Origin of the sequence: Myxococcus sp. CA023, assembly GCF_010998615.1 — a bacterium.
Classification (GTDB): domain Bacteria; phylum Myxococcota; class Myxococcia; order Myxococcales; family Myxococcaceae; genus Myxococcus.
Genome location: NZ_JAAEAH010000020.1, coordinates 83,143 through 104,967, shown reverse-complemented (window position 1 = coordinate 104,967; position 21,825 = coordinate 83,143). Strand labels below are relative to the sequence as shown.

Annotated in this window: 17 protein-coding genes; 11 read left to right on the top strand and 6 right to left on the bottom strand. The window is 69.9% G+C overall.

What is annotated here, in order from left to right; all coding sequences use genetic code 11:
• Nucleotides 1-84 precede the first annotated feature (84 nt).
• The gene (locus tag F8M74_RS11430) at nucleotides 85-1,848 is read left to right on the top strand and encodes an OPT/YSL family transporter (protein WP_141256860.1); all 1,764 of its coding nucleotides are present in this window, start codon (nucleotides 85-87) and stop codon (nucleotides 1,846-1,848) included.
• Between the two features lie 278 nt (nucleotides 1,849-2,126).
• Nucleotides 2,127-3,329 carry a threonine--tRNA ligase gene (gene thrS / locus F8M74_RS11425; RefSeq protein WP_141256861.1) on the top strand — a complete coding sequence of 401 codons (1,203 nt, stop codon included), beginning with the start codon at nucleotides 2,127-2,129 and terminating at the stop codon, nucleotides 3,327-3,329.
• A 51-nt stretch (nucleotides 3,330-3,380) separates the two neighbouring features.
• On the opposite strand, the gene F8M74_RS11420 is transcribed toward thrS, so the two are convergent.
• A complete protein-coding gene (locus F8M74_RS11420) occupies nucleotides 3,381-3,818 on the bottom strand; it encodes a CBS domain-containing protein (RefSeq protein ID WP_225909907.1) in 438 nt (145 codons plus the stop codon).
• Between the two features lie 189 nt (nucleotides 3,819-4,007).
• Between F8M74_RS11420 and msrB the strand changes: the two genes are divergently transcribed.
• Nucleotides 4,008-4,430 carry a peptide-methionine (R)-S-oxide reductase MsrB gene (gene msrB, locus F8M74_RS11415; RefSeq protein WP_141256862.1) on the top strand — a complete coding sequence of 141 codons (423 nt, stop codon included), beginning with the start codon at nucleotides 4,008-4,010 and terminating at the stop codon, nucleotides 4,428-4,430.
• A gap of 72 nt (nucleotides 4,431-4,502) precedes the next feature.
• On the opposite strand, the gene purL is transcribed toward msrB, so the two are convergent.
• The 3 genes from purL to F8M74_RS11400 all read right to left on the bottom strand — a co-directional run bounded on the left by purL (nucleotide 4,503) and on the right by F8M74_RS11400 (nucleotide 11,112).
• A complete protein-coding gene (gene purL, locus F8M74_RS11410) occupies nucleotides 4,503-8,411 on the bottom strand; it encodes a phosphoribosylformylglycinamidine synthase (RefSeq protein WP_141256863.1) in 3,909 nt (1,302 codons plus the stop codon).
• A 296-nt stretch (nucleotides 8,412-8,707) separates the two neighbouring features.
• Nucleotides 8,708-9,562, bottom strand: coding sequence for a metal-dependent hydrolase (locus tag F8M74_RS11405; protein ID WP_011552423.1), 855 nt, complete (start codon nucleotides 9,560-9,562; stop codon nucleotides 8,708-8,710).
• A 32-nt stretch (nucleotides 9,563-9,594) separates the two neighbouring features.
• Nucleotides 9,595-11,112, bottom strand: a complete 1,518-nt coding sequence (locus tag F8M74_RS11400) for a hypothetical protein (RefSeq protein ID WP_228559744.1) — start codon at nucleotides 11,110-11,112, stop codon at nucleotides 9,595-9,597.
• A 379-nt stretch (nucleotides 11,113-11,491) separates the two neighbouring features.
• Here F8M74_RS11400 and F8M74_RS11395 point away from each other — a divergent pair, with 379 nt between their 5' ends.
• Together F8M74_RS11395 and F8M74_RS11390 are read left to right on the top strand one after the other, a co-directional pair.
• Nucleotides 11,492-11,860, top strand: coding sequence for a hypothetical protein (locus F8M74_RS11395; RefSeq protein ID WP_228559743.1), 369 nt, complete (start codon nucleotides 11,492-11,494; stop codon nucleotides 11,858-11,860).
• A gap of 93 nt (nucleotides 11,861-11,953) precedes the next feature.
• On the top strand, nucleotides 11,954-13,048 hold the full coding sequence (locus F8M74_RS11390) for a hypothetical protein (protein WP_141256866.1): 1,095 nt from the start codon (nucleotides 11,954-11,956) through the stop codon (nucleotides 13,046-13,048).
• A 13-nt stretch (nucleotides 13,049-13,061) separates the two neighbouring features.
• On the opposite strand, the gene F8M74_RS11385 is transcribed toward F8M74_RS11390, so the two are convergent.
• A complete protein-coding gene (locus F8M74_RS11385) occupies nucleotides 13,062-13,835 on the bottom strand; it encodes a hypothetical protein (protein ID WP_141256867.1) in 774 nt (257 codons plus the stop codon).
• A 218-nt stretch (nucleotides 13,836-14,053) separates the two neighbouring features.
• Nucleotides 14,054-14,491 carry a DUF2383 domain-containing protein gene (locus F8M74_RS11380; protein ID WP_171410157.1) on the bottom strand — a complete coding sequence of 146 codons (438 nt, stop codon included), beginning with the start codon at nucleotides 14,489-14,491 and terminating at the stop codon, nucleotides 14,054-14,056.
• 692 nt (nucleotides 14,492-15,183) lie between these two features.
• On the opposite strand from F8M74_RS11380, the gene F8M74_RS11375 reads away from it, so the two are divergent.
• From F8M74_RS11375 to F8M74_RS11350, 6 genes are read left to right on the top strand one after another with little or no spacing between them, the layout of a single operon-like run.
• Entirely contained in the window at nucleotides 15,184-15,906 is a 723-nt protein-coding gene (locus tag F8M74_RS11375) for a phosphoadenylyl-sulfate reductase (protein ID WP_141256868.1), read from the top strand.
• On the top strand, nucleotides 15,903-16,568 hold the full coding sequence (locus F8M74_RS11370; protein WP_141256869.1) for a bifunctional precorrin-2 dehydrogenase/sirohydrochlorin ferrochelatase: 666 nt from the start codon (nucleotides 15,903-15,905) through the stop codon (nucleotides 16,566-16,568). The genes F8M74_RS11375 and F8M74_RS11370 overlap by 4 nt, the downstream gene beginning before the upstream one ends.
• Entirely contained in the window at nucleotides 16,565-17,365 is an 801-nt protein-coding gene (gene cobA, locus F8M74_RS11365; protein WP_141256870.1) for a uroporphyrinogen-III C-methyltransferase, read from the top strand. The genes F8M74_RS11370 and cobA overlap by 4 nt, the downstream gene beginning before the upstream one ends.
• The gene (gene cysD, locus F8M74_RS11360; RefSeq protein ID WP_141256871.1) at nucleotides 17,358-18,275 is read left to right on the top strand and encodes a sulfate adenylyltransferase subunit CysD; all 918 of its coding nucleotides are present in this window, start codon (nucleotides 17,358-17,360) and stop codon (nucleotides 18,273-18,275) included. The genes cobA and cysD overlap by 8 nt, the downstream gene beginning before the upstream one ends.
• Entirely contained in the window at nucleotides 18,275-19,987 is a 1,713-nt protein-coding gene (locus F8M74_RS11355) for a sulfate adenylyltransferase subunit 1 (protein ID WP_141256872.1), read from the top strand. Before cysD ends, F8M74_RS11355 begins: the two co-directional genes overlap by 1 nt.
• Nucleotides 19,984-21,810, top strand: coding sequence for an assimilatory sulfite reductase (NADPH) flavoprotein subunit (locus F8M74_RS11350; protein ID WP_141256873.1), 1,827 nt, complete (start codon nucleotides 19,984-19,986; stop codon nucleotides 21,808-21,810). Before F8M74_RS11355 ends, F8M74_RS11350 begins: the two co-directional genes overlap by 4 nt.
• Nucleotides 21,811-21,825 lie beyond the last annotated feature (15 nt).

Here is a 21,825-nt window from a genome sequence, read left to right as displayed (position 1 = left end):
GCAGCGTAGTCTCGTGGGCTCGGAGATGTGTATTAGAGACAGCTCGCGGAGCCCTCCCAACGTCGCTTCCACTGGCTGCCCCCCGTGGGGACGTGGAAGTACCACCTGCTGCTGAGCGCCGTGGCCCTGTTCATCCTGGGGCCCCTGGGCGGCATCGCCGCCTCGTACATGAACTTCAGCGTGGGCTTCTTCGTCGGCGGCCAGGTGCTGGCCGGCATCCTCGGCAGCGCCGTCACCTACGGGTACGGCGCGGAGGGCAAGCACGGCGCCAACTACATGCAGACGATGGCCGCGTCAGTGGCCTCGCTGTGCGCCATGTCCGTGCTCATCCAGTCCATGGTGTGGCTGGGCATGGAGATGCCCGCGGCCTGGCAGCTCATGCTCTTCGTCGGCTGCGTGGGCATGTTCGCCGTGGGCGTGGGCATGCTCTACACGCCGCTGCTCGTGGACAAGCTCCAGCTCGACTATCCGTCCGGGCTGGCGGTGGCCAACATCCTGCGCGCCCTCACGGACAAGCGCCTGCTCAAGGCGTCCATCTCCAAGCTGGGCGGCGGCACCCTGCTGGGCGCCCTGGCGGCGTGGATGACCGAGAAGGTGGCCTTCGTCGCCTCCATCGGTACCAGCGCGGCGACGCTGGGCGCGGGCATGATTGTCGGCAGTCGCATCACCGTCCCCGCCATCATGATGGCCGTCATCGGCGCGGTGCTGGTGCCCACCCTCCGTGAGATGGGGTGGCTCGGCCCTCAGGACCCGTTCCGAAAAATCGGCTTCGTCATCGGCCTGGGGATGATTTGCGGCGCGGCCGTGGTGGACCTGTCGCTGCTGGCGGTTCAGGCGGCGAAGCGCATCCGCGAACGGGCCTCGGCGAAGGACGAAGAGGCGGAAGAGTCCTGGAAGAAGGTCAACATCCCCCGGCTGCTGGCCTGGGTGGGTGTCTGGGGCGGCGCGACGCTGGTGGTGGGCACGCAGGTGCTGAATCAGCCCGTCGGCTGGCTCCTCTTCGGCATGCTGCTCGCCCTGCTGTTCGTGCTCATCAACGGCATCTCGTTTGGCATCACCGACCAGAACCCCATCTCCAGCGCCTTCGTCATCTCCGTGCTGATGATGTCCATGATGGGCCTGCGCGTTCCGCTGGTGGGCATGATGGCCGCCACCATCCTGCTCATCTCCACCTCGGTGGGCTGCGACATGCAGCAGGACCGCTCCACCGGCTGGCGCCTGGGCACCAACCGCGTCACCCAGTTCCGCTATCAGGTGCTGGGCGTCATCATGGGCGCGCTGCTGTGCGTGGGCCTGGCGCGCGTGTTCATGACCGCCTACCCGGCGCTCACCATCAACCAGCTCGACAACCCCAACGCCGAGGTGGGCCAGTGGGGCTCCGCGATGACGTACAAGCTGGTGGGCGCCATCCGCGACCTCGGCTCGCTGTCGCAGGCCGTCGTGAATGCCCTGCTCCTCGGACTGGCCATCGGCTTCATCTACGAACTGCTGCGCAAGGTGGTGCGAGGCAACACGCGCTACCAGCAATACGTGAAGGGTTCCCGAAAGGGCTTCGCCGTCGGCTGGACGGTGGACGCCATCCTGCTTCCCAGTCCCTACGCGTCGTCGTTCGGCGGCTTCGTGGCGTTCCCGGTGTCGCTGTGGTTCGGCGCGGGCGGCATCGTGACGTCTGTCTGGAACACGTTCTCCAAGCGTGGAGAGCCCGCGGTGAGTGGCAGCCCGAGTGAAGGCGAGGCCCTTCCGGAGGACATGAGCACCATGTCCCTCATGGGCGGTGGCCTCATCGCCGGTGAGTCGCTGTTCTTCCTCATCGCCGGCCTCATCGGGCTCGCGTCGCTGTTGGCGTAGCAACATCTGCACGGGCCCTCCCAGTGGCGCAGGGTCCGTGCAGGGGCCGGGTTGACAATTCTCCGCGCCCCTCGCATCTTCTTCGCCGTGAGCTTCGTCATCACCACCACGACCACCGGCACCACGACTCGCTTCGGCGGGCGTGGAACCGTGCGCGTCACGTGGTGAGCTGACGAACGCACGGTTCCCTGCCCCGCCTTCTCCGGCCGGGGCAACCGTGCGCTCGCTCAGCGCTCCGACCGGATGGCGTTTCACCCTTCCGAATCGGAGACGAAGCAATGCTCGACGAACACGACCACCGCGCGCTGGGCCAACGCCTGGACCTCTTCCACCTGCAGGAAGAGGCACCCGGCATGGTGTTCTGGCACCCGCGCGGACTGGTGCTGTACCGGCTGCTGGAGGAGCACGTCCGCCAGCGCATGCGCCGCGAGGGCTACCAGGAAGTCCGCACCCCACAGCTCTACGCGCAGCCCTTGTGGGAGCGCAGCGGCCACTGGGACAACTTCCGGGAGAACATGTTCCTGGTGGAGGACGGCGCGCGGCACCTGGGCGTGAAGCCGGTGAGCTGCCCCGGCCACATCGAACTGGTGCAGCGCATGGCGCCCAGCTACCGCGACCTGCCGCTGCGCCTGGGCGAGTTCGGCCTGGTGCACCGCGCGGAGCCCGGCGGCGCGCTCCACGGCCTGTTCCGCCTGCGGCAGTTCACCCAGGATGACGGCCACATCTTCTGCGCCGAGCCGCAGGTAGTGCCGGAGGTCGTCCGCTTCGCCCGCTCGCTGAAGGACTTCTACGCGGGCTTCGGCTTCGACGACGTCCAGGTGGCCTTCTCCGGCCGGCCCGCGTCGCGCGCGGGGCGCGATGAGCTCTGGGACAAGGCCGAGTCCTGGCTCCTCCTGGCCGCGAAGGAAGCGGGGCTCCACTGCCACATGCAGCCGGGCGAGGGCGCCTTCTACGGGCCCAAGCTGGAGTTCGTCCTGAAGGACCGGCTGGGGCGTGCGTGGCAGTGCGGAACCATCCAACTGGACCTCGTGCTGCCGGAGCGCTTCGACCTCCACTACGTCGACGCCTCCGGGGCCCGCGTCCGTCCGGTGATGCTTCACCGCGCGCTGCTCGGCAGCTTGGAGCGCTTCATCGGCGTCATGCTGGAACACCACGGCGGCGCGCTACCGCCCTGGCTGGCGCCGCAGCAGGTGGTGGTGGCCGCCGTGGGTGAAAGCGCGGGCGACTACGCCGAGCGCTTCGCCGCGAAGCTCCAGGAGGCGGGCTGCCGCGCCAGCGTGGACCGGCGGGGTGAATCCCTATCCCGCAAGGTCCTGGATGCCCACGCGGCGGGCGTCCCGTGGCTGGTGGTCGCGGGCGCACGAGAGGTGGCCGCGGGCAACGTCCGCCTGCGGCAGCGGGACGGCGCGCAGCGGGACGTCCCGTGGGAGGACGCCGCGGCGGAGCTCGTCGCGTCGTGCCGTCCGGCCCCGGACGCCTGAGGGTGACACCAGGGCGCGAGCGGTGAACCGCACCGCTCGCGCCCCGTCGCTTCAGACCTGCTGGAGCCGCTCCAGCACCTCGCCCGCGTGCAGGACTTCCTCTGGCACCGTGGCCAGGTCGTCCAGGCTCAAGAGCCCCACTGGCCGCCGCTCACCGTCCACCACCACGAGGCGACGCACCATCTTCTCCTCCATCACCTTTTCCGCCACCTCGAGCGTCGCGTCCACGTCGCAGGTGATGACCGTGGCCGTCATCACCTCGCGCACGGGCGTGGTGTTCGGGTCCTGCCCCAGCGCCGCGGACCGCACCGCGATGTCTCGGTCCGTCAGCATGCCCACCAGTTGCCCACCCTCCAGCACCGGCAGGGAGCCGATGTTGCACGTGCGCATCCTCAGCGCCGCGGCCCGGATGGGCTCGCCCGCTTCGATGGTCTCCAGGTTCTTGGTCATCAGCTCGCCAATCCGCATTGCACGCTCCTCACTTGGCATGACGCCCCTCCCCACTCCCGTTGAACCCCGGCGCCCCGCCGTCGCCTCCCGGATTACGCCTGGCCCTGAAGCGAGGAGCCGGACAAGCTCCCTCACACCTTGCTGCCCACCAGGCGCGACGCTGGGGCAGGATGCGCATCTGATGTGCGCGTGGGCCCCGGTCCGGGCCCGGACAAGGAGCAGGAAGGCATGGTCGACAAGCTCACCCTCAGCGACGACGAATGGCGCAAGCGCTTGAGCCCCCAGGAGTATGAAGTCCTCCGCCGCCATGGCACCGAGCGGCCTGGCTCCGGGTGCTTCCTGGGCACGAAGACGCCCGGCACCTACGTGTGCGCGGGCTGCGGCAATCCCCTGTTCAAGGCGGGCACGAAGTTCGAGTCCGGCACGGGCTGGCCGTCCTTCACGCAGCCGGTGGCGCCCGACGCGGTAACGGAAATCCAGGACGTCTCGCACGGCATGATTCGCACCGAGGTCCGCTGTGCGCGCTGCGACGGGCACCTGGGCCACGTCTTCCCCGACGGCCCTCCGCCCACCGGCCTGCGCTACTGCATGAACTCGGTGTCCATGAAGCACGTCCCCGAAGGCCAGCCGCTGGAGCTGGTCAAGGCATAGCCTCCTCACGGAACGGGTGAGCGGGCCGGATGCTGTACCGGCCCTGCTCCCCGCCCAGCGAACCCGCGGTGCTCAGCCCAGCCAGACGCGGGCGTTGCGGAACATGCGCATCCAGGGGCCGTCGTCGCCCCACTCGCGAGGCCGCCACGAGTGCTGCACGGAGCGGTGCACGCGCTCCGGATGCGGCATGGTGATGGTGAAGCGTCCATCCCGCGTCGTCAGACCGGCGATGCCGTGGGGGGAGCCATTGGGGTTGGCGGGATACGCCTCCGCCACCCGCCCGTGGTTGTCCACCCAGCGCGTCGTCACCAGCCCCAGCCCGTTGACGCGGGCGGCGTCCTCCGCGCTGGGGAACTCCGCACGGCCCTCGCCGTGCGAGGTGACGATGAGCATCCGGCTGCCTTCCATGCCCTGGTAGAAGAGCGACGGCGTCTTCGACACCTCCACCAGGGACAGGCGCGCCTCGTACTGCTCGGAGGCGTTGCGCACGAAGCGGGGGAAGTGCTCCGCGCCCGGGATGATGTCCTTGAGCTGCGACATCATCTGGCAGCCGTTGCACACGCCCAGACCAAAGCTGTCCGGTCGCGCGAAGAAGGCGGCGAAGGCGTCCCGCGCGCGAGGGTTGAAGAGGATGGACTTCGCCCACCCGCCGCCCGCGCCCAGCACGTCTCCGTAGGAGAAGCCGCCGCACGCCAGTACGCCCTTGAAACCCTCGAGCGACACTCGCCCCGACAGGATGTCACTCATGTGGACATCCACCGCGGCGAAGCCCGCCCGCGTGAAGGCCGCGGCCATCTCCTGCTGGCTGTTGACGCCCTGCTCGCGCAGCACGGCCACGCGAGGACGGGCCCCCTTCGCGATGAAGGGCGCGGCCACGTCCTGGGCCGGGTCAAACGTCAGCTTCGGCGACAGGCCCGGGTCCGCCGCGTCAGTCCTCGCGGCGGACTCCTGGTCCGCGCAGGAGGGGTTGTCGCGCAGCTTCTGCATCTCGTGGCTGACGCGGGACCACGTGCGGCGCAGGGCCAACGTGTCCTCCGCCAGCAGCGTGTCGCCGCCGTGGCGCACGCGCACCTGCAACGCCGTCACCGGGCGGCCCAGCTCGTGGACATCCCGTGACAGGCCCTGCTGCGCCAGCACCTCGCGCACGCGCATCACGTCCGAGGCGCGCACCTGCACCACCGCGCCCAGCTCTTCGTTGAAGAGAGCCGCCGCCACGTCACCGCCCAGCGGCGCCAGATCCACGTCCAGTCCGCAGCGGCCCGCGAAGGCCATCTCGCACAGCGTGGCCCACAGGCCGCCGTCGGAGCGGTCGTGGTACGCCAACAGCGAGCCGCTCTCGCTGAGCGCCTGCACCGCGGCGAAGAAGCCACGCAGCAGCGCGGGGTCCTCCACGTCCGGGCTCTCCGGCCCCACCTGCCCGTGGACGTGCGCCACCACGGAGCCGCCCAGCCGCTGCTTCCCACGCGCCAGGTCGATGAAGAGCAGCCGCGTGTCGTCCGCCACGTCCACCAACTGCGGCGTCAGGGACTTGCGCACGTCCAGCACCGGCGCGAACGCGGAGATGATGAGCGACACCGGCGACGTCACGGCCTTGCGGGCACCGCCCTCCTCCCAGACGGTGCGCATGGACATGGAGTCCTTGCCCACGGGGATGGTGAGGCCCAGCGCGGGGCACAGCTCCATGCCCACCGCGTGGACGGCGGCGTAGAGGCTGGCGTCCTCGCCCGGGCTGCCCGCCGCGGCCATCCAGTTGGCGGACAGCTTCACGTCGGACAGCTTGCCGATGCGGGCCGCGGCGATGTTGGTGAGCGCCTCGCCCACCGCCATGCGCGCGGAGGCCGCCGCGTCGATGAGGGCCAGCGGCGTGCGCTCGCCCATGGACATGGCCTCGCCCGTGGTGCTCGTCACGGTGGACAGCGTCACCGCGCAGTCCGCCACCGGCACCTGCCAGGGGCCCACCATCTGGTCCCGGCTGCTGAGCCCTGACACGGTGCGGTCGCCAATGGTGATGAGGAAGCTCTTGTCCGCCACCGTGGGGTGGCTCAGCACGCGCTCCGCCAGCAACGCCAGCGAGCCATCCAGCGTCAGCGGCGCGAACGACACCGGGCGCGACGTCACGTCACGGTGCATGCGCGGCGGCTTGCCGAAGAGCACGTCCATGGGCAGGTCGATGGGCGCGTTGCCGAACTGCGTGTCCCCCAGCTTCAGGGTCTGCTCGGCGGTGGCGTCACCCAGCACGGAGAAGGGCGCGCGCTCCCGCTCGCACAGCGCGGCGAAGCGGGCCAGGTCCTCCGGCGCCACGCCCAGCACGTAGCGCTCCTGCGCCTCGTTGCACCAGATCTCCACCGGCGACATGCCCGGCTCGGCGTTGGGCACCGCGCGCAGCTCCAGGCGTCCGCCCAGGTCGTTGTCGTGGACCAGCTCCGGCACCGCGTTGGACAGGCCGCCGGCGCCCACGTCGTGGATGGAGCGGATGGGGTTCTTGTCGCCCAGCGCCCAGCAGCTGTCGATGACCTCCTGGCAGCGCCGCTCCATCTCCGCGTTGTCCCGCTGCACGGAGGCGAAGTCGAGGTCCGCCGCGCTCGCGCCCTGCGCCATGGAGGACGCCGCGCCACCGCCCAGGCCGATGAGCATCGCGGGCCCGCCCAGGACGATGAGCTTGTCACCCGGCTGCAGGCGCCCCTTCTGCACGTGCGGCGCGCGGATGTTGCCCAGGCCACCGGCAATCATGATGGGCTTGTGGTAGCCGCGCACCTCCACGCCACCGGGCGTGGGGACCTGCACCTCGTAGCTGCGGAAGTAGCCCGTGAGGTTCGGCCGGCCAAACTCGTTGTTGAAGGCCGCGCCGCCCAGGGGGCCGTCCACCATGATGTCCAGCGCGGAGACGATGCGGTCCGGCTTGCCGTAGGGCTGCTCCCAGGGCTGCTCGAAGCCGGGGATGCGCAGGTGGCTCACGCTGAAGCCGGTGAGGCCCGCCTTGGGCCGGGCGCCACGGCCGGTGGCCCCTTCATCGCGAATCTCGCCGCCCGCGCCGGTGGCGGCGCCCGGGTACGGGGAGATGGCCGTCGGGTGGTTGTGCGTCTCCACCTTGATCATGATGTGGGCCGGCTCGCGCACGGAGCCCCACTCACCGGATTCGGGGGACGGGAAGAAGCGGTCCACCTCGAAGCCTTCGATGACGGCCGCGTTGTCCTTGTACGCGCCGAGCACGCCTTCCTTGTGCTGGACGTAGGTGTTCTTGATGGCCTGGAAGAGCGAGCGCTCCTGCGGCTTGCCGTCGATGGTCCAGCTCGCGTTGAAGATCTTGTGCCGGCAGTGCTCGCTGTTGGCCTGCGCGAACATCATCAGCTCGACGTCGGTGGGGTTGCGCTTCAGCTCGGTGAAGCGCGCCACCAGGTAGTCCATCTCGTCGTCGGCCAGGGCCAGGCCCAGCTCGCGGTTGGCGGTCACCAATGCCGCGCGGCCTCCGCCCAGCACGTCCACCGTCGTGAAGGGCCGGGGCGTGTGCCCGGCGAACAGGATGGCCGCGTCTTCGAGACGCCCCATCACCGCCTGCGTCATCCGATCATGCAGCACCGGCTTCAGGCGCTCCAGCTCCGCGTCCTGCAACGCCTGCCCGTCGGGGCCCGCGATGAAGAAGGCGGTGCCGCGCTCCATGCGCCGCACCCGTTCGCCCAGGCCGCAGTTGTGGGTGATGTCCGTGGCCTTGGAGGACCAGGGGGAGATGGTGCCCGGCCGAGGCAGCACGAGCAGCAGGCTGCCGGTGCGCGCGCCCGTGGCCACGCGAGGCCCGTAGTCGAGCAGGCGGCCCAGGGTGGCCAGGTCCGCCTCGGAGAGGGGCGTCGGAGCGTCGATGAGGTGCACGAACTCCGCATAGATGGATGAAACGGAGGGCACCCGCTCACGGCACTGGGCCAGGAGCTTGGCGAGCCTGAAGTCAGAAAGGGCCGGAGCCCCACGCAGGGTGTGCATGCTGGACATGGGTCGAGATCGTGGCTCTGGGTAACAGCGGGGCCGTCCTTATCACCGTGTGTCGGCCCGGCGCGTGAAGAGTTCGCGCCGGGACGCCTGCCGGACACGCGGGCAGGAGCCACGGTAGGTGTCAGCCGCACGTCAGAGCCTGCGCACCGCTCGTGACAAAGCGGGAAGCACCGCCAACAGACGTACCCGTCCCCCAGGGCGCCGGACGGGGCATCGCAGGAGCAATCAAGCCTCACGCTCCTCCAGGGAATAACCCCCGCGCGGGATGCCCCCTCACCAGGCGTGCGTTCGCGCCGCTATGCCGCTTCGCGTTCCGGGACCTCCGGAGGCGGCGCCTCCAGGGTCGCCAGGTGGGCCCTGGCCAACTCCAGGTTGTCATTGTCCAGCGGGTGGAAGGAGGGGCGCAGGTACTGCCGCAAGCCCCGCCCCAGCACTTGGAACAGCACCGGGTCCTTCCGGTGAGCGCGCCACAGCTCGCGCAGCAACCCCGTCCACCCCAGCCCACGCTCCTGGCGCAGCAGCGTCACCGTGGCGGCGAACCACAGGGCGAAGAGCGACAACACGCCCAGCACCATGCCCAGCACGCGCAGCCCATAGCCCGGTGCCACCTTCCGCAGCACGTCGAAGGCCACCGCCTTGTGCTCAATCTCCTCGGCGGCGTGCCACTCGATGAGGTTGCGCATCGCCGGGTGGCCGTCCGCGAACACGCCCAGCGTCAGCGTGTTCTCGCCCATCAGCGCCGTGTAGTGCTCCAGCGCGGCGGTGATGGACAGCCGCAGCGACGGCGGAAACTTCGCATCGATGACGCCCCAGAGGAATGACTCGTACCGCCGCATGAAGCGGCGGATGTCGTAGCCCTGGGACTCCAGCAGCTCGATGTAGTCCTGGTGCTCGCGCGCGTGCTTGCCTTCCTGCGCGAAGAAGGCCTTCACCTGCGCGTGCAGCGCGGGCGTGTCCGCCAGCTGCGGCATGTAGTGGTTGACGCTGCGCACGAAGAACCGCTCGCCCTGGGGGAAGAGCATGTTGAGCCCGTTCCACAGGTGCGTGGTGCCAGGGCCGTTGCGGTGCCAGATGCGCGGGAAGCTCGCGTCGAAGGGGAACTGGAGGTGCGGTCGCGGCCGGATGCGTCCGGGGTCGTGGGGGGAGACCATGGAGAGCTCTCGTGACGGAAGACCAGGAAGGTTCAAGGGAGTGCCGGACGTCGCGACCGGGCCCTGCTGGCCGCCTCCGCGACGAGCACATCCCGGAAGGCCAGCAGCTTCTCGCGCGTGCCCAGGGCACCACTGCCCGCGAGCGCAGCGAAGAAGCGCTTGCGCACGCCCGAGGGCGTCGCGTGGAGGACCTCCGTCACGCAGAGAGCCACGCCGCCCCCCACGGCACACAGCGGCCGCATCGTGTTGAAGAAGAGCGGGGAATGCCGCGCCAGCGCTTCATCATCGTCGACCTCCAAGGTGATTTTGGACAGCAGGGCATTGCCTCCCAGGGCGGCGGGCACCTGCCGCAGCAAGGGTGTGAAGGCGAAGCCGTGCGTGGTGAGCGAGGGCATCCACCACGGCAGCGCCGGTGAGTACAACGTGGAGAAGATGTCCTGCAGCACGCCGCCGCCCCGCCGCGTCTGCTCCAGCAGGTGCGCGACGTGCGCGGGCGTCATCGGCCCTGTGCGCGTCCGCGAGGGCACCACCGCGATACCAATGCGCCGCCACTTCCGCGCCACGGTGTGCGGCGACGCGGGCAGCACCGGCACCAGCAGCGTGGGATTGTCGACAGGGAACACGCCCTCGCCGGCCCGCTGCACCGCCTGGAGCATCGCGCAGGTGAGGTTCCGGAAGTCGAGCCCCTCCGGCAACTCCACTCGCAGCAGCGGCGACGGCTCCTCGGGACCGGTGAGCCATTCACCCGGCGCCGCGCGGCCCTCCCTGCGCGGCAACCCCTCCGAGGCCGCCAGCGAGAGCTCGGCCATCGCGGTGCCATCCATCACCAGGTGGTCGAAGCTCAGCTCCAGGGCGCCCGTCGCCGCGTCCACTCTCGCACCGAACCAGGCGCTCGACGTCAGCAGGTGGGACGTCCAGGCGCTGTCGCCTCGCGAGGCGCGGTCCACCAGCACCTGTGGGAACAGGCCATCCCGGCGTGCCTCGGCCAGCGAGCGGCTGGGCGTGCGCGCCAGCAACGCCGCCACCGCATCAGGCGTCAGCGCCGCGTCGTCCAGGGACAAACGCACCACCTGGAGCCCCCCGTCCTCGCACGTGATGGCCGCGGTGAGGACGTCCGCGTCCTGAACGCGTTGGCGTGCATCGGAGCCTTCACGGCCCAGGCGCGCCACCCAGACGTCCAAGGGCTGGTTCTGCCGGCGCACGCCGCGGCTGTCGCGGTACCAGCGCGCCACACGCGCCAGCAGCACCGGTGCCCACGCCCCGCCGTCCGTTTCCACGCCCAACGGCTGCACCGTCACCATGATGCGGCGCGAGCGGGGCTCGGTCGTCAGGAACTGCTCCCACCTCGTCAGCGCGGGCACCACCTGGGTCGGCCACCGCGCCGGAAACAGCCGCCGCCACCCGTCGCAGAAACGCACGAGCCCGCTGATGGCATGACGCGCCACCGGATGCAGGTGTGGAAACTGATGCGTCAGCGCCGCATGCACGCGTCCGATGACGCCAACGTCCTGGGATTCAACCGGAAACGGGAGGGGACCGGATCCGTCCATGGCACACCTCCGAGTGGTCAACGGGGGGATGACCCACGGCATTGGCTTCGTAGCCTACCGGACACGCCACCTGTACCGTCAGGTCATCGCGCTATTTCACTTACAGCCATGCTTTTTTGACCTGCCTGCGCGGGTGAAACACGACTCACGAAGGCGACCCCTCACGGAGCGCATGGGAAGCTCACGCAGAGGGCGTGACACGCGGCGCGTCAGTCGGGACGGAATCTTCGCGCGACGTGCCACGTCGGCCGGCAAGAATGTCTGACATTGAATGCAAGCGAGCAAGAACGCCTGCATTCACCCCAGATGCATCCTGGTATTCTTTGACAGCCCGATATTCCCATGCACTCCCGCCCGGGGTGTCGGCGCAGGAGCATCCATGTCTCTCATCCGCCGTCCCTTCGCCTGGAGTGCCGCCCTGCTGCTGACGTTCGCGACCGTCGCGGCGGCCGACCCCATCAGCTCCGGGCCCGAGGCGCTCTGTGAGAACAGCGCGAGCGCCGAGTCCTCGCTGGCCATCTGCTTCCAGTCCTTCTGTGACGAGGACTGGGAGTGTGCGAACGCGTGTCCCAGTGCGCAGACGGCCGCCTGCGTGAACTCCGTGTGCGAGTACACCTATCGAACGGGCGGCGGCACCGGCGGCCCAGGTGGCCCCTTCTGCTCGACGATGCTCTGTGCGGATGACTACCACTGTCAGTGCGGAGACCTTCAGGGCTACTGCGGCGTCGACTCCATCTGCTACTTCTAGGCCGCTCGACGCGTCGTTCCGCTCGTCAGGCTCCGGGAAGAAAGCCCGCGCCGGTGAGTCCGGCGTGTCGGTGGACACCTTCCCGGAGCCGCCATGCCACGCCTGCTCGACAGCCTTCCCCTTCTCTACCGCGACCTCCTTCCTGACTTCTTCCGGCAGGACGTTCCCGAGGAGAGCAAGGCCACCTGTTCGAACTGCGCCATGAGCCAGGACTCCGCGCAGGGCGCCGTCGACTCCGTTGACGGCGTGAGCCGCATGTTCCGGCCGGACACCAAGTGCTGCACGTACTCACCGCGCCTGCCCAACTACCTGGTGGGCGCGCTGCTGTCCGATGACCGCCCCGAATTGGCCGAGGGCCGGCGCCGCATGGAGGCGAAGATCGCCAGCCGCGTGGGCGTCACGCCGCAGTGGGTGAAGCCTCCCGCCAAGTTCCAGTTCCTCTACAAGAACGGCCACCAGTTCTTCGGCCGGGCCGCGTCCCTGCGCTGCGGCTACTTCTCCGCGGACAGCGGCGGCTGCACCATCTGGCCCTACCGCGAAGCCGTCTGCTCCACCTTCTTCTGCAAGTACGTGGCGGGCGCGGACGGCCGCAAGTTCTGGATGTCCCTCAAGACGTACCTGACGCTGGCCGAAATCCAGCTGTCACGCTGGACGACGCTCCAGCTCCTCCCCGACTACGTGCTGTCCGGCAGGGACCGCGCGGAGACGCAGCCCGGGCCGCTCACCGTGGAGGACCTGGATGACACCGCGCCGCCCGCCAAGTCCTACGCGGCGCTGTGGAAGGGTTACGAAGGCCTCGAGCTCGACTACTTCCGGGAGTGCTACCACTTGGTGAAGGCGCTGCCCCCGGACGGCGTGGAGAAGCTGCTGGGCCTGGATGGCACCATCGAGCTGAAGACGCTGGAGAAGCTCCACCACACCGCCGTGGCGCCCCAGCTGCCGCGCACGCTCAAGCTCAACCCCGATGCTACCGTCCAGTGGATGCAGGACGGCAGCGTGGCCCTGGGCGCATACAGCGAATATGACGCCGTGGCCCTGCCCGGTGAAGCCTATGGGCTGCTCGTCGACTTCACCGGACGCGAGCCCGTGGACGCCGTGCGCCAGCACCTGCGCGAGCACAAGCAGGCGGACCTGTCCGAGGACGTCCTGCTGGAGCTGTACCGGCACCGCATCCTTGTGGACGCGTGAGGCAGGCGTCCGGCTACGACTGTTGGGACAGCTCTCCCAGCTCGCGCAGCATGCGGACGGAGGCCTGGGCATTGCGCCACGCGAAGACCGTCTCTGACAGGTGGTCCGCCATCCACGAGCAGAAGCCCGGGTCTCCGGCGCCCAGCCACGCTGCGGACTCGGACAGCTCCGTCTCGGCGGCTTCCCACGCGCGGCGGTAGGCGCTGGCCGCGGTCATCAGCTCGGACAGGGAGTGGGTGAAGGCGTCCAGGGCCGCGCGCAGCTCCAGCGGCGCGCCCGGCTCCCCTCGACGGGAATCGCGCAGCCGCCCCAGGTGGACCAGGAGCCCCTGCTCCAGCGCGGCGGCGGTCCCCAGACGCGCCTGGGCGCCGTGGAGCAGGACCTGGAGGTCCTCGCCCAGCTCATGCTGCAGTTCCTCGGTGGAGCGAGCCACCGGGCGTCCCAGCCGCGTACACACCGCCTGCCACAGGCTGCTGTACCCCAGGAGCTCCGCCACGCCGCGGCGCACATGAGGCGGAACGCGATCCAGGAACTCGAGCGCGCACTGACGGGCGGACGTGACCAGGGGACCCGCGCCCGGACCCGCCTTCGCGCACTTCAGCACCCGCCAGGCCCACTGGAGCGTCGTCTCGGTGGAGCGGAAGAGGGCTTCACAACCCGCGCTCAGCGTCCCCGCATGGCTGGCGTCCATCAGCGAGGTGGAGGGCGCGGGCACGGTCCGGGCTTCCTCGCCGGAGACCTGCTGCGGGCGTGGATCCCGTTCCGATGGACCGCGGTCCGGCGACATGCTCCGCCTCCCTAAACGCGACGAGCCCCCCAGGTATCGCATGCCATGCGCACAAGCTCCAACACCCCGTCTGGGGAGGGTTCAGGGCGCCGCGCATGGCCTGAGACGGGCGGGATGCCCGGGGATTCAAACCGGTGTCGTGTCGCACGGGTTGAGAAAAATCCGGCCGGGCGCCCGGAACGAGACACCCGGCCGGCGCGCATCCGCGCGGCACGCGCTCAGTGAAGGGTGCGCTTGAGACGGCTGAGCCGCTCATGCGTCCGCTTCTGCGCGGGAATCAGCTCCATCCGCACGAAGCGTCGATTCTCCCCATGCACCTGGTCCGCGTCGCGCTGGTAGTCGGCGAGGCCATGGTCCTCGCCCTCCTCCAGCGCCTGGATGGCGGCCTTCTCGCCCAGGATGTCCGCGCCGCCTTGGACCAGCTTGGCGAAGGTGCCCCACATGCCAGAGCTCTCCACGGGCTCACCGCCCATCTTCAGGATGCGCTCGCGAATCTCTTCGACCCGGTGCTCGTGGTCGTGCTGGCAATACTCCAGCGCGTCACGGGCCAGTCCGTCCGAGACGTGCCCGATCGCCTTGCGATAGGTCTCCACGGCGGAGATCTCGCCGCGCAGGAACGAGTTGAGCGTCTCGACGTCCTTGTTGGTGCTCGCCATCGATGGCCTCCATGGGTGACGGGTGAATCCGGCTTGCCGCAAAAGGTGATGCCCGCTGCCGCATGGGCAACGAGGGCTCGCCTCCCCGCCTCCTTCCAAGGTCTGCGCGGACATTCACCCGATGGCGCCGTGTCCCGCCCTCCAGACGGGCGGGCGAGCGGGCGTCCCCCGGGCTGGCCCAGCCCCGCATACCGCGTCAAGGAGGACGGGTTGACGCGCGCCTGAAACAGCCGCTAGCGTAGGTCTTCGCGATGACGCACTCCCACACACCGACCGCCGCGCCGTTTGCCAGCCGCTGCTGTCCGTCGTGTGCCTGCTGTCGTCAGCCGGACCTGGGTTGTTGACGCGCATACGGGACGCCCTTCCAAGCCTCCCTCTTCGCGCTCTTCCCGGCCCGGTCTCCTGTCCCAGGAACCGGGCCGTTTTCGTTTCCTCCCCCAGCCCTGCACCGCTCTCCTCACCCATGACCTTCACCACCGACGCCCGTGTCCCCCGCTCTCCCGTGCTCCCCGCCGGGGGTGATGACGCCTGTGCCATGGGTGGCGCGTTCTGTCTGTGCCGTGCGTGTCCCGCGTGTCCGCCTGCAGGCGGGTGCCGAGCATCGAGAAGCGTGTAGCGCGTCCTTCTCGAACCTTCTTGCTCGTGCGGCCCGCCCTCGAAAGAGGCGGGCCTTTTCTTTTCCTGGAGTCACCATGTCGCCCCCGCAGCCCCATGCCTCGGCCCTGCTCGCCGAAGCCGCTGAAGTGAAGGACGCCCCCGCGCAGGACCTCCTCGCCTGGACCGAGCGCCGCTTCGGCGCGCGCGCGGCCATCGCCTCCAGCTTCGGCGTGGAGGACATGGTCCTCATCGACCTGGCGCGCCAGCATGCGCCCAGCCTGCGCCTCTTCACGCTCGACACCGGACGCCTGCCCCCGGAGACGTACGAGCTCATGGAGGTCGTGCGTAAGCGCTACGGCGTCACCGTGGAGACGTACTTCCCCGAGCGCGCGCGCGTGGAGGCGCTGGAGTCCACGAAGGGCTACTTCTCCTTCCGCCAGAGCCTGGAGGCGCGCAAGGAATGCTGCGCCATCCGCAAGGTGGAGCCCCTGTCGCGCGCGCTCGCGGGCCAACAGGCGTGGGTGACGGGATTGCGCCGTGAGCAGTCCGTCACCCGCACCGACGTGGCGACGCTGGAGGTGGACAGCGCGCATGGGCTGCTCAAGCTCAACCCGCTGGCCACGTGGAGCAGCCGGGACATCTGGGCCTACGTCCGGGCGAAGAGCGTGCCCTACAACGCACTCCATGACCGTGGCTACCCGTCCATCGGCTGTGCGCCCTGCACGCGCGCGGTGAAACCCTACGAAGACGAGCGCGCGGGCCGCTGGTGGTGGGAGTCCGCGGAGAACCGCGAGTGCGGCCTCCACCCGGTCCGATGAAGCACGCCATGCCTTTACACGCCCTGGATTATCCCGTGTGCCTTCGACTCGAGGGACGCTCCGTCCTGCTGGTGGGCGGCGGCGCCATCGCGGAGGGCCGTGCCCTCGCGGTGCTCGACGCCGGCGCCCGGCTGCGTGTCATCGCGCCGGAGGCCACCGCCACGCTGCGGCGGCTCGCAGCCGATGGGCGCCTGGAATGGCAGCCCCGTTCCTACGAGGCCGGCGACGTGCGCGGCCATCACCTGGTGCTCGCGGCCACGGATGACGTGGCCGTGAGCCGGCAGGTGGCCACCGAAGCCCGGAACCTGGGCCTGTGGGTCAACACCGCGGACGAACCAGCGCTGTGTGACTTCACCCTGCCCTCCGTCGGCAGGCGCGGCCCCATCACCGTCGCCGTGTCCTCGGCGGGGCGGGCCCCCGCGCTCGCCAGCCACCTGCGCAAAACACTCACCGCCCAGGTGACGCGACACCACATCTGGCTGGCGCGACTCAGCGGATGGCTCCGCGAGCACCTGCCCCGAGGCGAAGCGCGCCAGCGGCTGCTGAAGCAGGTGGCGGTGGGAGACATCGGCGCGCTGCTGGAGCGAGGCGAGCGCAAGGCCGCCTGGGCTCAGCTCCGCGCGGAGTTGGAGCACTCGAAGATTCTTGGAGAGACACGATGAGAGAGCAGACGAGAGGCCGAGTGTTCCTGGTCGGCGCGGGTCCGGGAGACCCGGAGCTGTTGACCTTGCGCGCCGCGCGCGTGCTCCGGGAGGCGGACACCGTCGTTCATGACCGGTTGGTCCACCCTGGCGTGCTCGAGCATGCGCGGCCCCACGCCCGGATCATCTACGTGGGCAAAGAGGGCGGCGGCGACTCCGTGAGCCAGGAGGAGATTCACGTCATCCTCATCGCCCAGGCGCTGCTGGGGCGCCGCGTGGTGCGGCTCAAGGGCGGTGACCCTTTCGTCTTCGGCCGCGGCGGAGAGGAAGCGCTCGCGCTGGAAGAGGCGGGCATCCCCTATGAAGTCGTGCCCGGCCTCACCGCAGGGACAGCCGTGCCCGCGGCGGCGGCCATTCCCGTCACGCACCGGGGTGTCTCCGGCGCGGTGACGTTCGCCACTGCATACCGAGGCGGCAGCGCACCGGACTGGGACTTCCTGGCGAAGGCCCAGACGCTGGTCCTCTACATGGCGGGCAGCCGGTTGGAGGAGACGGTGCGCGCGCTGGTCGGCGCGGGGCGTTCCGCGTCCACCCCGGCCGCCGTGGTGGAGGCGGGCACGTGGGAGCATCAACGGGTGGTGGAGGCTCCGCTGAGCCACATCGCTCAGGCGGTGACGCGTGACGCGCTCGGCTCGCCGTCGCTGCTCATCGTGGGCGAGGTCGTCTCGCTGCGCGCGCGCCTGCCTTCGCTGGTGGCGCAAGGAATCACAGAGCATGGACACGCGCCAGCGCGCGTGGCGGAGGGCGGTCATGAGTGAGCACACGTTCGCGCGGGCGTCCCACCTGTCGGAGCTGGAAGCGGAGAGCATCCACATCCTCCGGGAGACGGTGGCCGAGTTCGCCAACCCGGTGATGCTCTACAGCATCGGCAAGGACTCCCAGGTCCTGCTGCACCTGGCACGCAAGGCCTTCCACCCCGCGCCCCTGCCCTTCCCGCTGCTCCACGTGGACACCACCTGGAAGTTCCGAGACATGTATGCGTTCCGGGACGCCTTCGTGGCGCGCCACGGACTGCGCCTCATCATCCACCAGAACCAGCGCGCGCTGGCCGAGGGCATCAACCCCTTCGACCACGGCAGCCAGAAGTACACCCATGCGATGAAGACGCAGGCGCTGCTGGAGGCGCTGGCGACGCATGGCTTCGACGCGGCCTTCGGTGGCGCGCGGCGCGACGAGGAGAAGTCCCGCGCCAAGGAGAGGGTGTTCTCCTTCCGGGACCGGCACGGACAGTGGGACCCGCGCCGCCAGCGGCCGGAGCTGTGGAATCTCTTCAACGGCCGCGTCGACGCGGGCGAAAGCATGCGCGTCTTCCCGCTGTCCAACTGGACGGAGCTGGACGTGTGGCACTACGTGCTGCGCGAGCGCATCCCCGTGGTGCCGCTCTACTTCGCGGCGGAGCGTCCTGTCATTGACCGGGGCGGCACGCTGCTCATGGTGGATGACGAGCGCATGCGGCTGCGGCCCGGGGAGAAGCCCGAACTCCGGCGCGTGCGCTTCCGTACCCTGGGCTGCTACCCGCTCAGCGGCGCCATCGAGTCCTCCGCCACCACGGTGGAGACCGTCATCCACGAGATGGTGAACGCCCGCCAGTCCGAGCGGCAGGGCCGACTCATCGACCACGACGAAGAGGGCTCCATGGAGCTCAAGAAGCGCGAGGGCTACTTCTAATGGACACCGGCTTGCAGCAACTGCTCGACCAGCATGCCGCCCGGGAGCTGCTCCGGCTCGTCGTGGTCGGCTCCGTGGATGACGGGAAGTCCACCCTCATCGGCAGGCTCCTCTACGAGTGCGACGGGCTCTTCGAAGACCAGATTTCCGCCGTGCGGAAGGCCAGCGCGAAGCGGGCCGCCGCCGCCGTGTCCGTGCCCTCCGAGGTGCTGGTCCAGGGCCTGAAGGCCGCGGCCGGCGCGGACGAGGAGGAGCTGGACTTCTCCCTCTTCACCGACGGCCTGCGCGCCGAGCGTGAGCAGGGCATCACCATCGACGTTGCCTACCGCTATCTCAGCACCGCGCGGCGCAAGGTCATCGTCGCGGACACGCCGGGCCACATCCAGTACACGCGCAACATGGCCACCGGCGCCTCGACGGCGGACGCGGCGGTCATCCTGGTGGACGCGCGACTGGGCGTGCTGCCGCAGACGCGCCGCCACGCGTACATCGCCTCGCTGCTGGGCATCCCCTACCTGGCCGTGGCGGTGAACAAGATGGACCTCACGGGCTTCGACCGCGGCACCTTCGAGCGCATCGGCACCGAGCTGGCGGACTTCGCCCACGCGCTCGGCTTCGAGGGCGTGCGGCTCTTCCCCGTCAGCGCCAGTCGCGGGGACAACATCACCCAGCCCAGCGCCCGCACGCCCTGGCATGAAGGCGGCACCCTGCTCGCGTGGCTGGAGTCCCTGCCCCACCAGCGCCGGCAGGACGACGCGCCCTTCCGCTTCCCCGTTCAGTACGTGCTCCGGCCCCACCAGGACTACCGAGGGCTGGCGGGACAGATTGCCTCCGGCACCGTCCGCGTCGGGGATGAAATCCAGGTCCATCCCTCCGGGCGGCGCACGCGCGTGGCGGGCATCGACACCTTCGACGGACCGCTGGAGGAGGCCGCATCCCCCGCGTCCGTCACGCTGCGACTCGCGGACGAAGTGGACGCCAGCCGAGGCGACGTGCTGGCCCATGTGGACCAGCCGCCGCTGTCGCTCCACCAGCTCGACGCGATGCTCGTGTGGTTCGGAGAACAGCCGCTGGACTGCTCGCGCCGCTACCTGGTGAAGCAGGCCTCGCGGACCGCGCCCGCACACATCGAGCGGGTGCTGTGGCGCAAGGAACTGGCGGACCTGTCCGAGCAACCCGCCGAGTCCCTGTCGCTCAACGACATCGGCCGGGTGCGGGTGGTGTGCCGTCGGCCGCTGCTGACCGACCCGTACCGTGACAACCGCCGCACGGGCGCCTTCATTGTCATCGACGCGCTCACGCACGACACGGTGGCCGCGGGAATGGTCCTGGGTCCCGTGGAGGAGTCGACGAAGGGCGACGTGGCCTCCTCGCTCGTCACGCAGCCCGAGCGGCGGGGACGGCTGGGTCAGCCCGGCGCCATCGTCCTGCTGCCCGCCACGCCCGACGCTGGCTCACGCGCATTCCAGTTGGAGCGCCGGTTGTTCGACCTGGGCTGGCACGTCACCACCACCCCCGGTGACGTGGAGGTCGCGCTGGCGCTCGCAGCGGCGGGATTGGTGGCCCTGGTCCACACCGACACGCCCCAGACACGCCGAGCCCTGCGCGCGGAGGCCCGTGATGCCGGCGCCGCGTGGCTGGAACTGGAAGGCACCGAGAGCCTGGAGCAACACCTCGACCGAATCATCACCCTCCGGGAGGCCGCACGATGAGCGCATCCCCTGCCACCCACGCTCCCCCGTTCATCAACGCGCTGCTGGGTGAAGACAAGAGCGCCCTGCTGCTCAATCTCGTGGAGGGGCTGGACACCTCCGCCCTGCACTGGCTGAGCGGCTACACGGCGGGACTGGCCCTCCGTGCGCCCCAGGCCACCGTCGTCCCCGTGACGCCCGTACCCGTGGCCGCCCCCGCCGGTCACTTCACCATCGTCTACGGGACGCAGACGGGTAACAGCCGCCTCCTGGCCGAGCGCCTCAAGCACCAGGTGGAGTCCGCCGGGCTCGCCTCGCGGCTGTTCCGGGCCAGCGACTATCCGGTGCGGGAGCTGGCCAAGGAGAAGCTGCTCTGCGTGGTCATCAGCACACAGGGAGATGGCGACCCACCGGACGACGCACGCGGTTTCTGTGAGTTCATCCTCGGCAAGCGCGCGCCTCGCATGGAGGGGCTGCGCTACGCCGTGCTGGGGCTGGGAGACTCCAGCTACCCGCGCTTCTGCGAGGTGGGCCGGCTGCTCGACGCCCGCTTCGCGGAGCTGGGCGCCAGCCGGCTGTTGGAGCGTGTCGATTGCGACGTGGACTTCGAGCCCGTGGCCAAGGGTTGGCTCGACCAGGCCTACACCCTGGCGCGAGAAGCACTGACTCCGCAGGCGACGGTGACGGCCACTGTCGTGCCGCTGCGGGAGCCGCACGCCACGCCCGCGTTCACCAAGGAAGCGCCCTACACGGCGGAGGTGCTGCTCAATCAGCGCATCACCGCACGCGGCGCGCTCAAGGACGTGCGACACCTGGAGCTGTCGCTCGCGGGCTCCGGGCTGGAGTACGCCCCCGGCGACGCGCTGGGCGTGTGGCCCCACAATCCGCCGGAGCTGGTGGCGTCCTTCCTGTCCGAGCTGTGCCTCGACGGAGAAGCGGCGGTCTCCCGAGAGGGCCGCACGCTCCCGCTGGCGCGCTGGCTGAGTGACGAGTTGGAAATCACCAGGCTCAACCGCCCCTTCCTGGAGCGGCACGCCAGGCTGTCCGGCAGCGCGGCGCTGCGCGAAGTGCTCGAACCGGGCCGCGCCGAGACCTTCCGCGCGCTGCTGGCGGGGCATCAGGTCATCGACGTGCTCCGCGCCCACAAGGCCACCTGGGACGCCACGGAGCTGGTCCAGGCCCTTCGCCGGCTGACGCCCCGGTTGTACTCGATTGCCTCCAGCCCCAAGCGCGTGGGTGAAGAGGCCCACCTCACGGTGGCGGTGGTGGACTACACGGTGTTCGACCTGCGGCACTTCGGCGCGGCGTCGCACCACCTGGCCACGCGCACGGCCGGCACCGACACTGTCCGCGTCTTCGTCGAGCCGAACGAACGCTTCCGGCTGCCGCTGGACGGCGACAAGGACGTGCTGATGATTGGCCCTGGCACCGGCGTGGCGCCCTTCCGGGCCTTCGTCCAGGAGCGCGCGGAGACCGGAGCGAAGGGCCGCAACTGGCTCTTCTTCGGTGAGCAGCACTTCCGCACCCAGTTCCTCTACCAGACAGAGTGGCAGGAGGCCCTGAAGAAGCAGACGCTGCACCGGCTGTCACTCGCCTTCTCGCGGGACCGCGCACAGAAGGTCTACGTGCAGCACCGGCTGCGTGAGTCCGGACGTGACGTCTACGAATGGCTCGAAGGCGGCGCCCACCTCTACGTGTGCGGCGACGCCCAGCGCATGGCCCCGGATGTCCACGAAGCACTGGTGGACGTCGTCTCCACCCACGGCGGCAAGAGCCGCGAGGACGCGCACGCCTGGCTCGAATCCCTGCGTGAGCAGCGGCGCTACCTGCGCGACGTCTACTGACCCTTTCCGATTGCG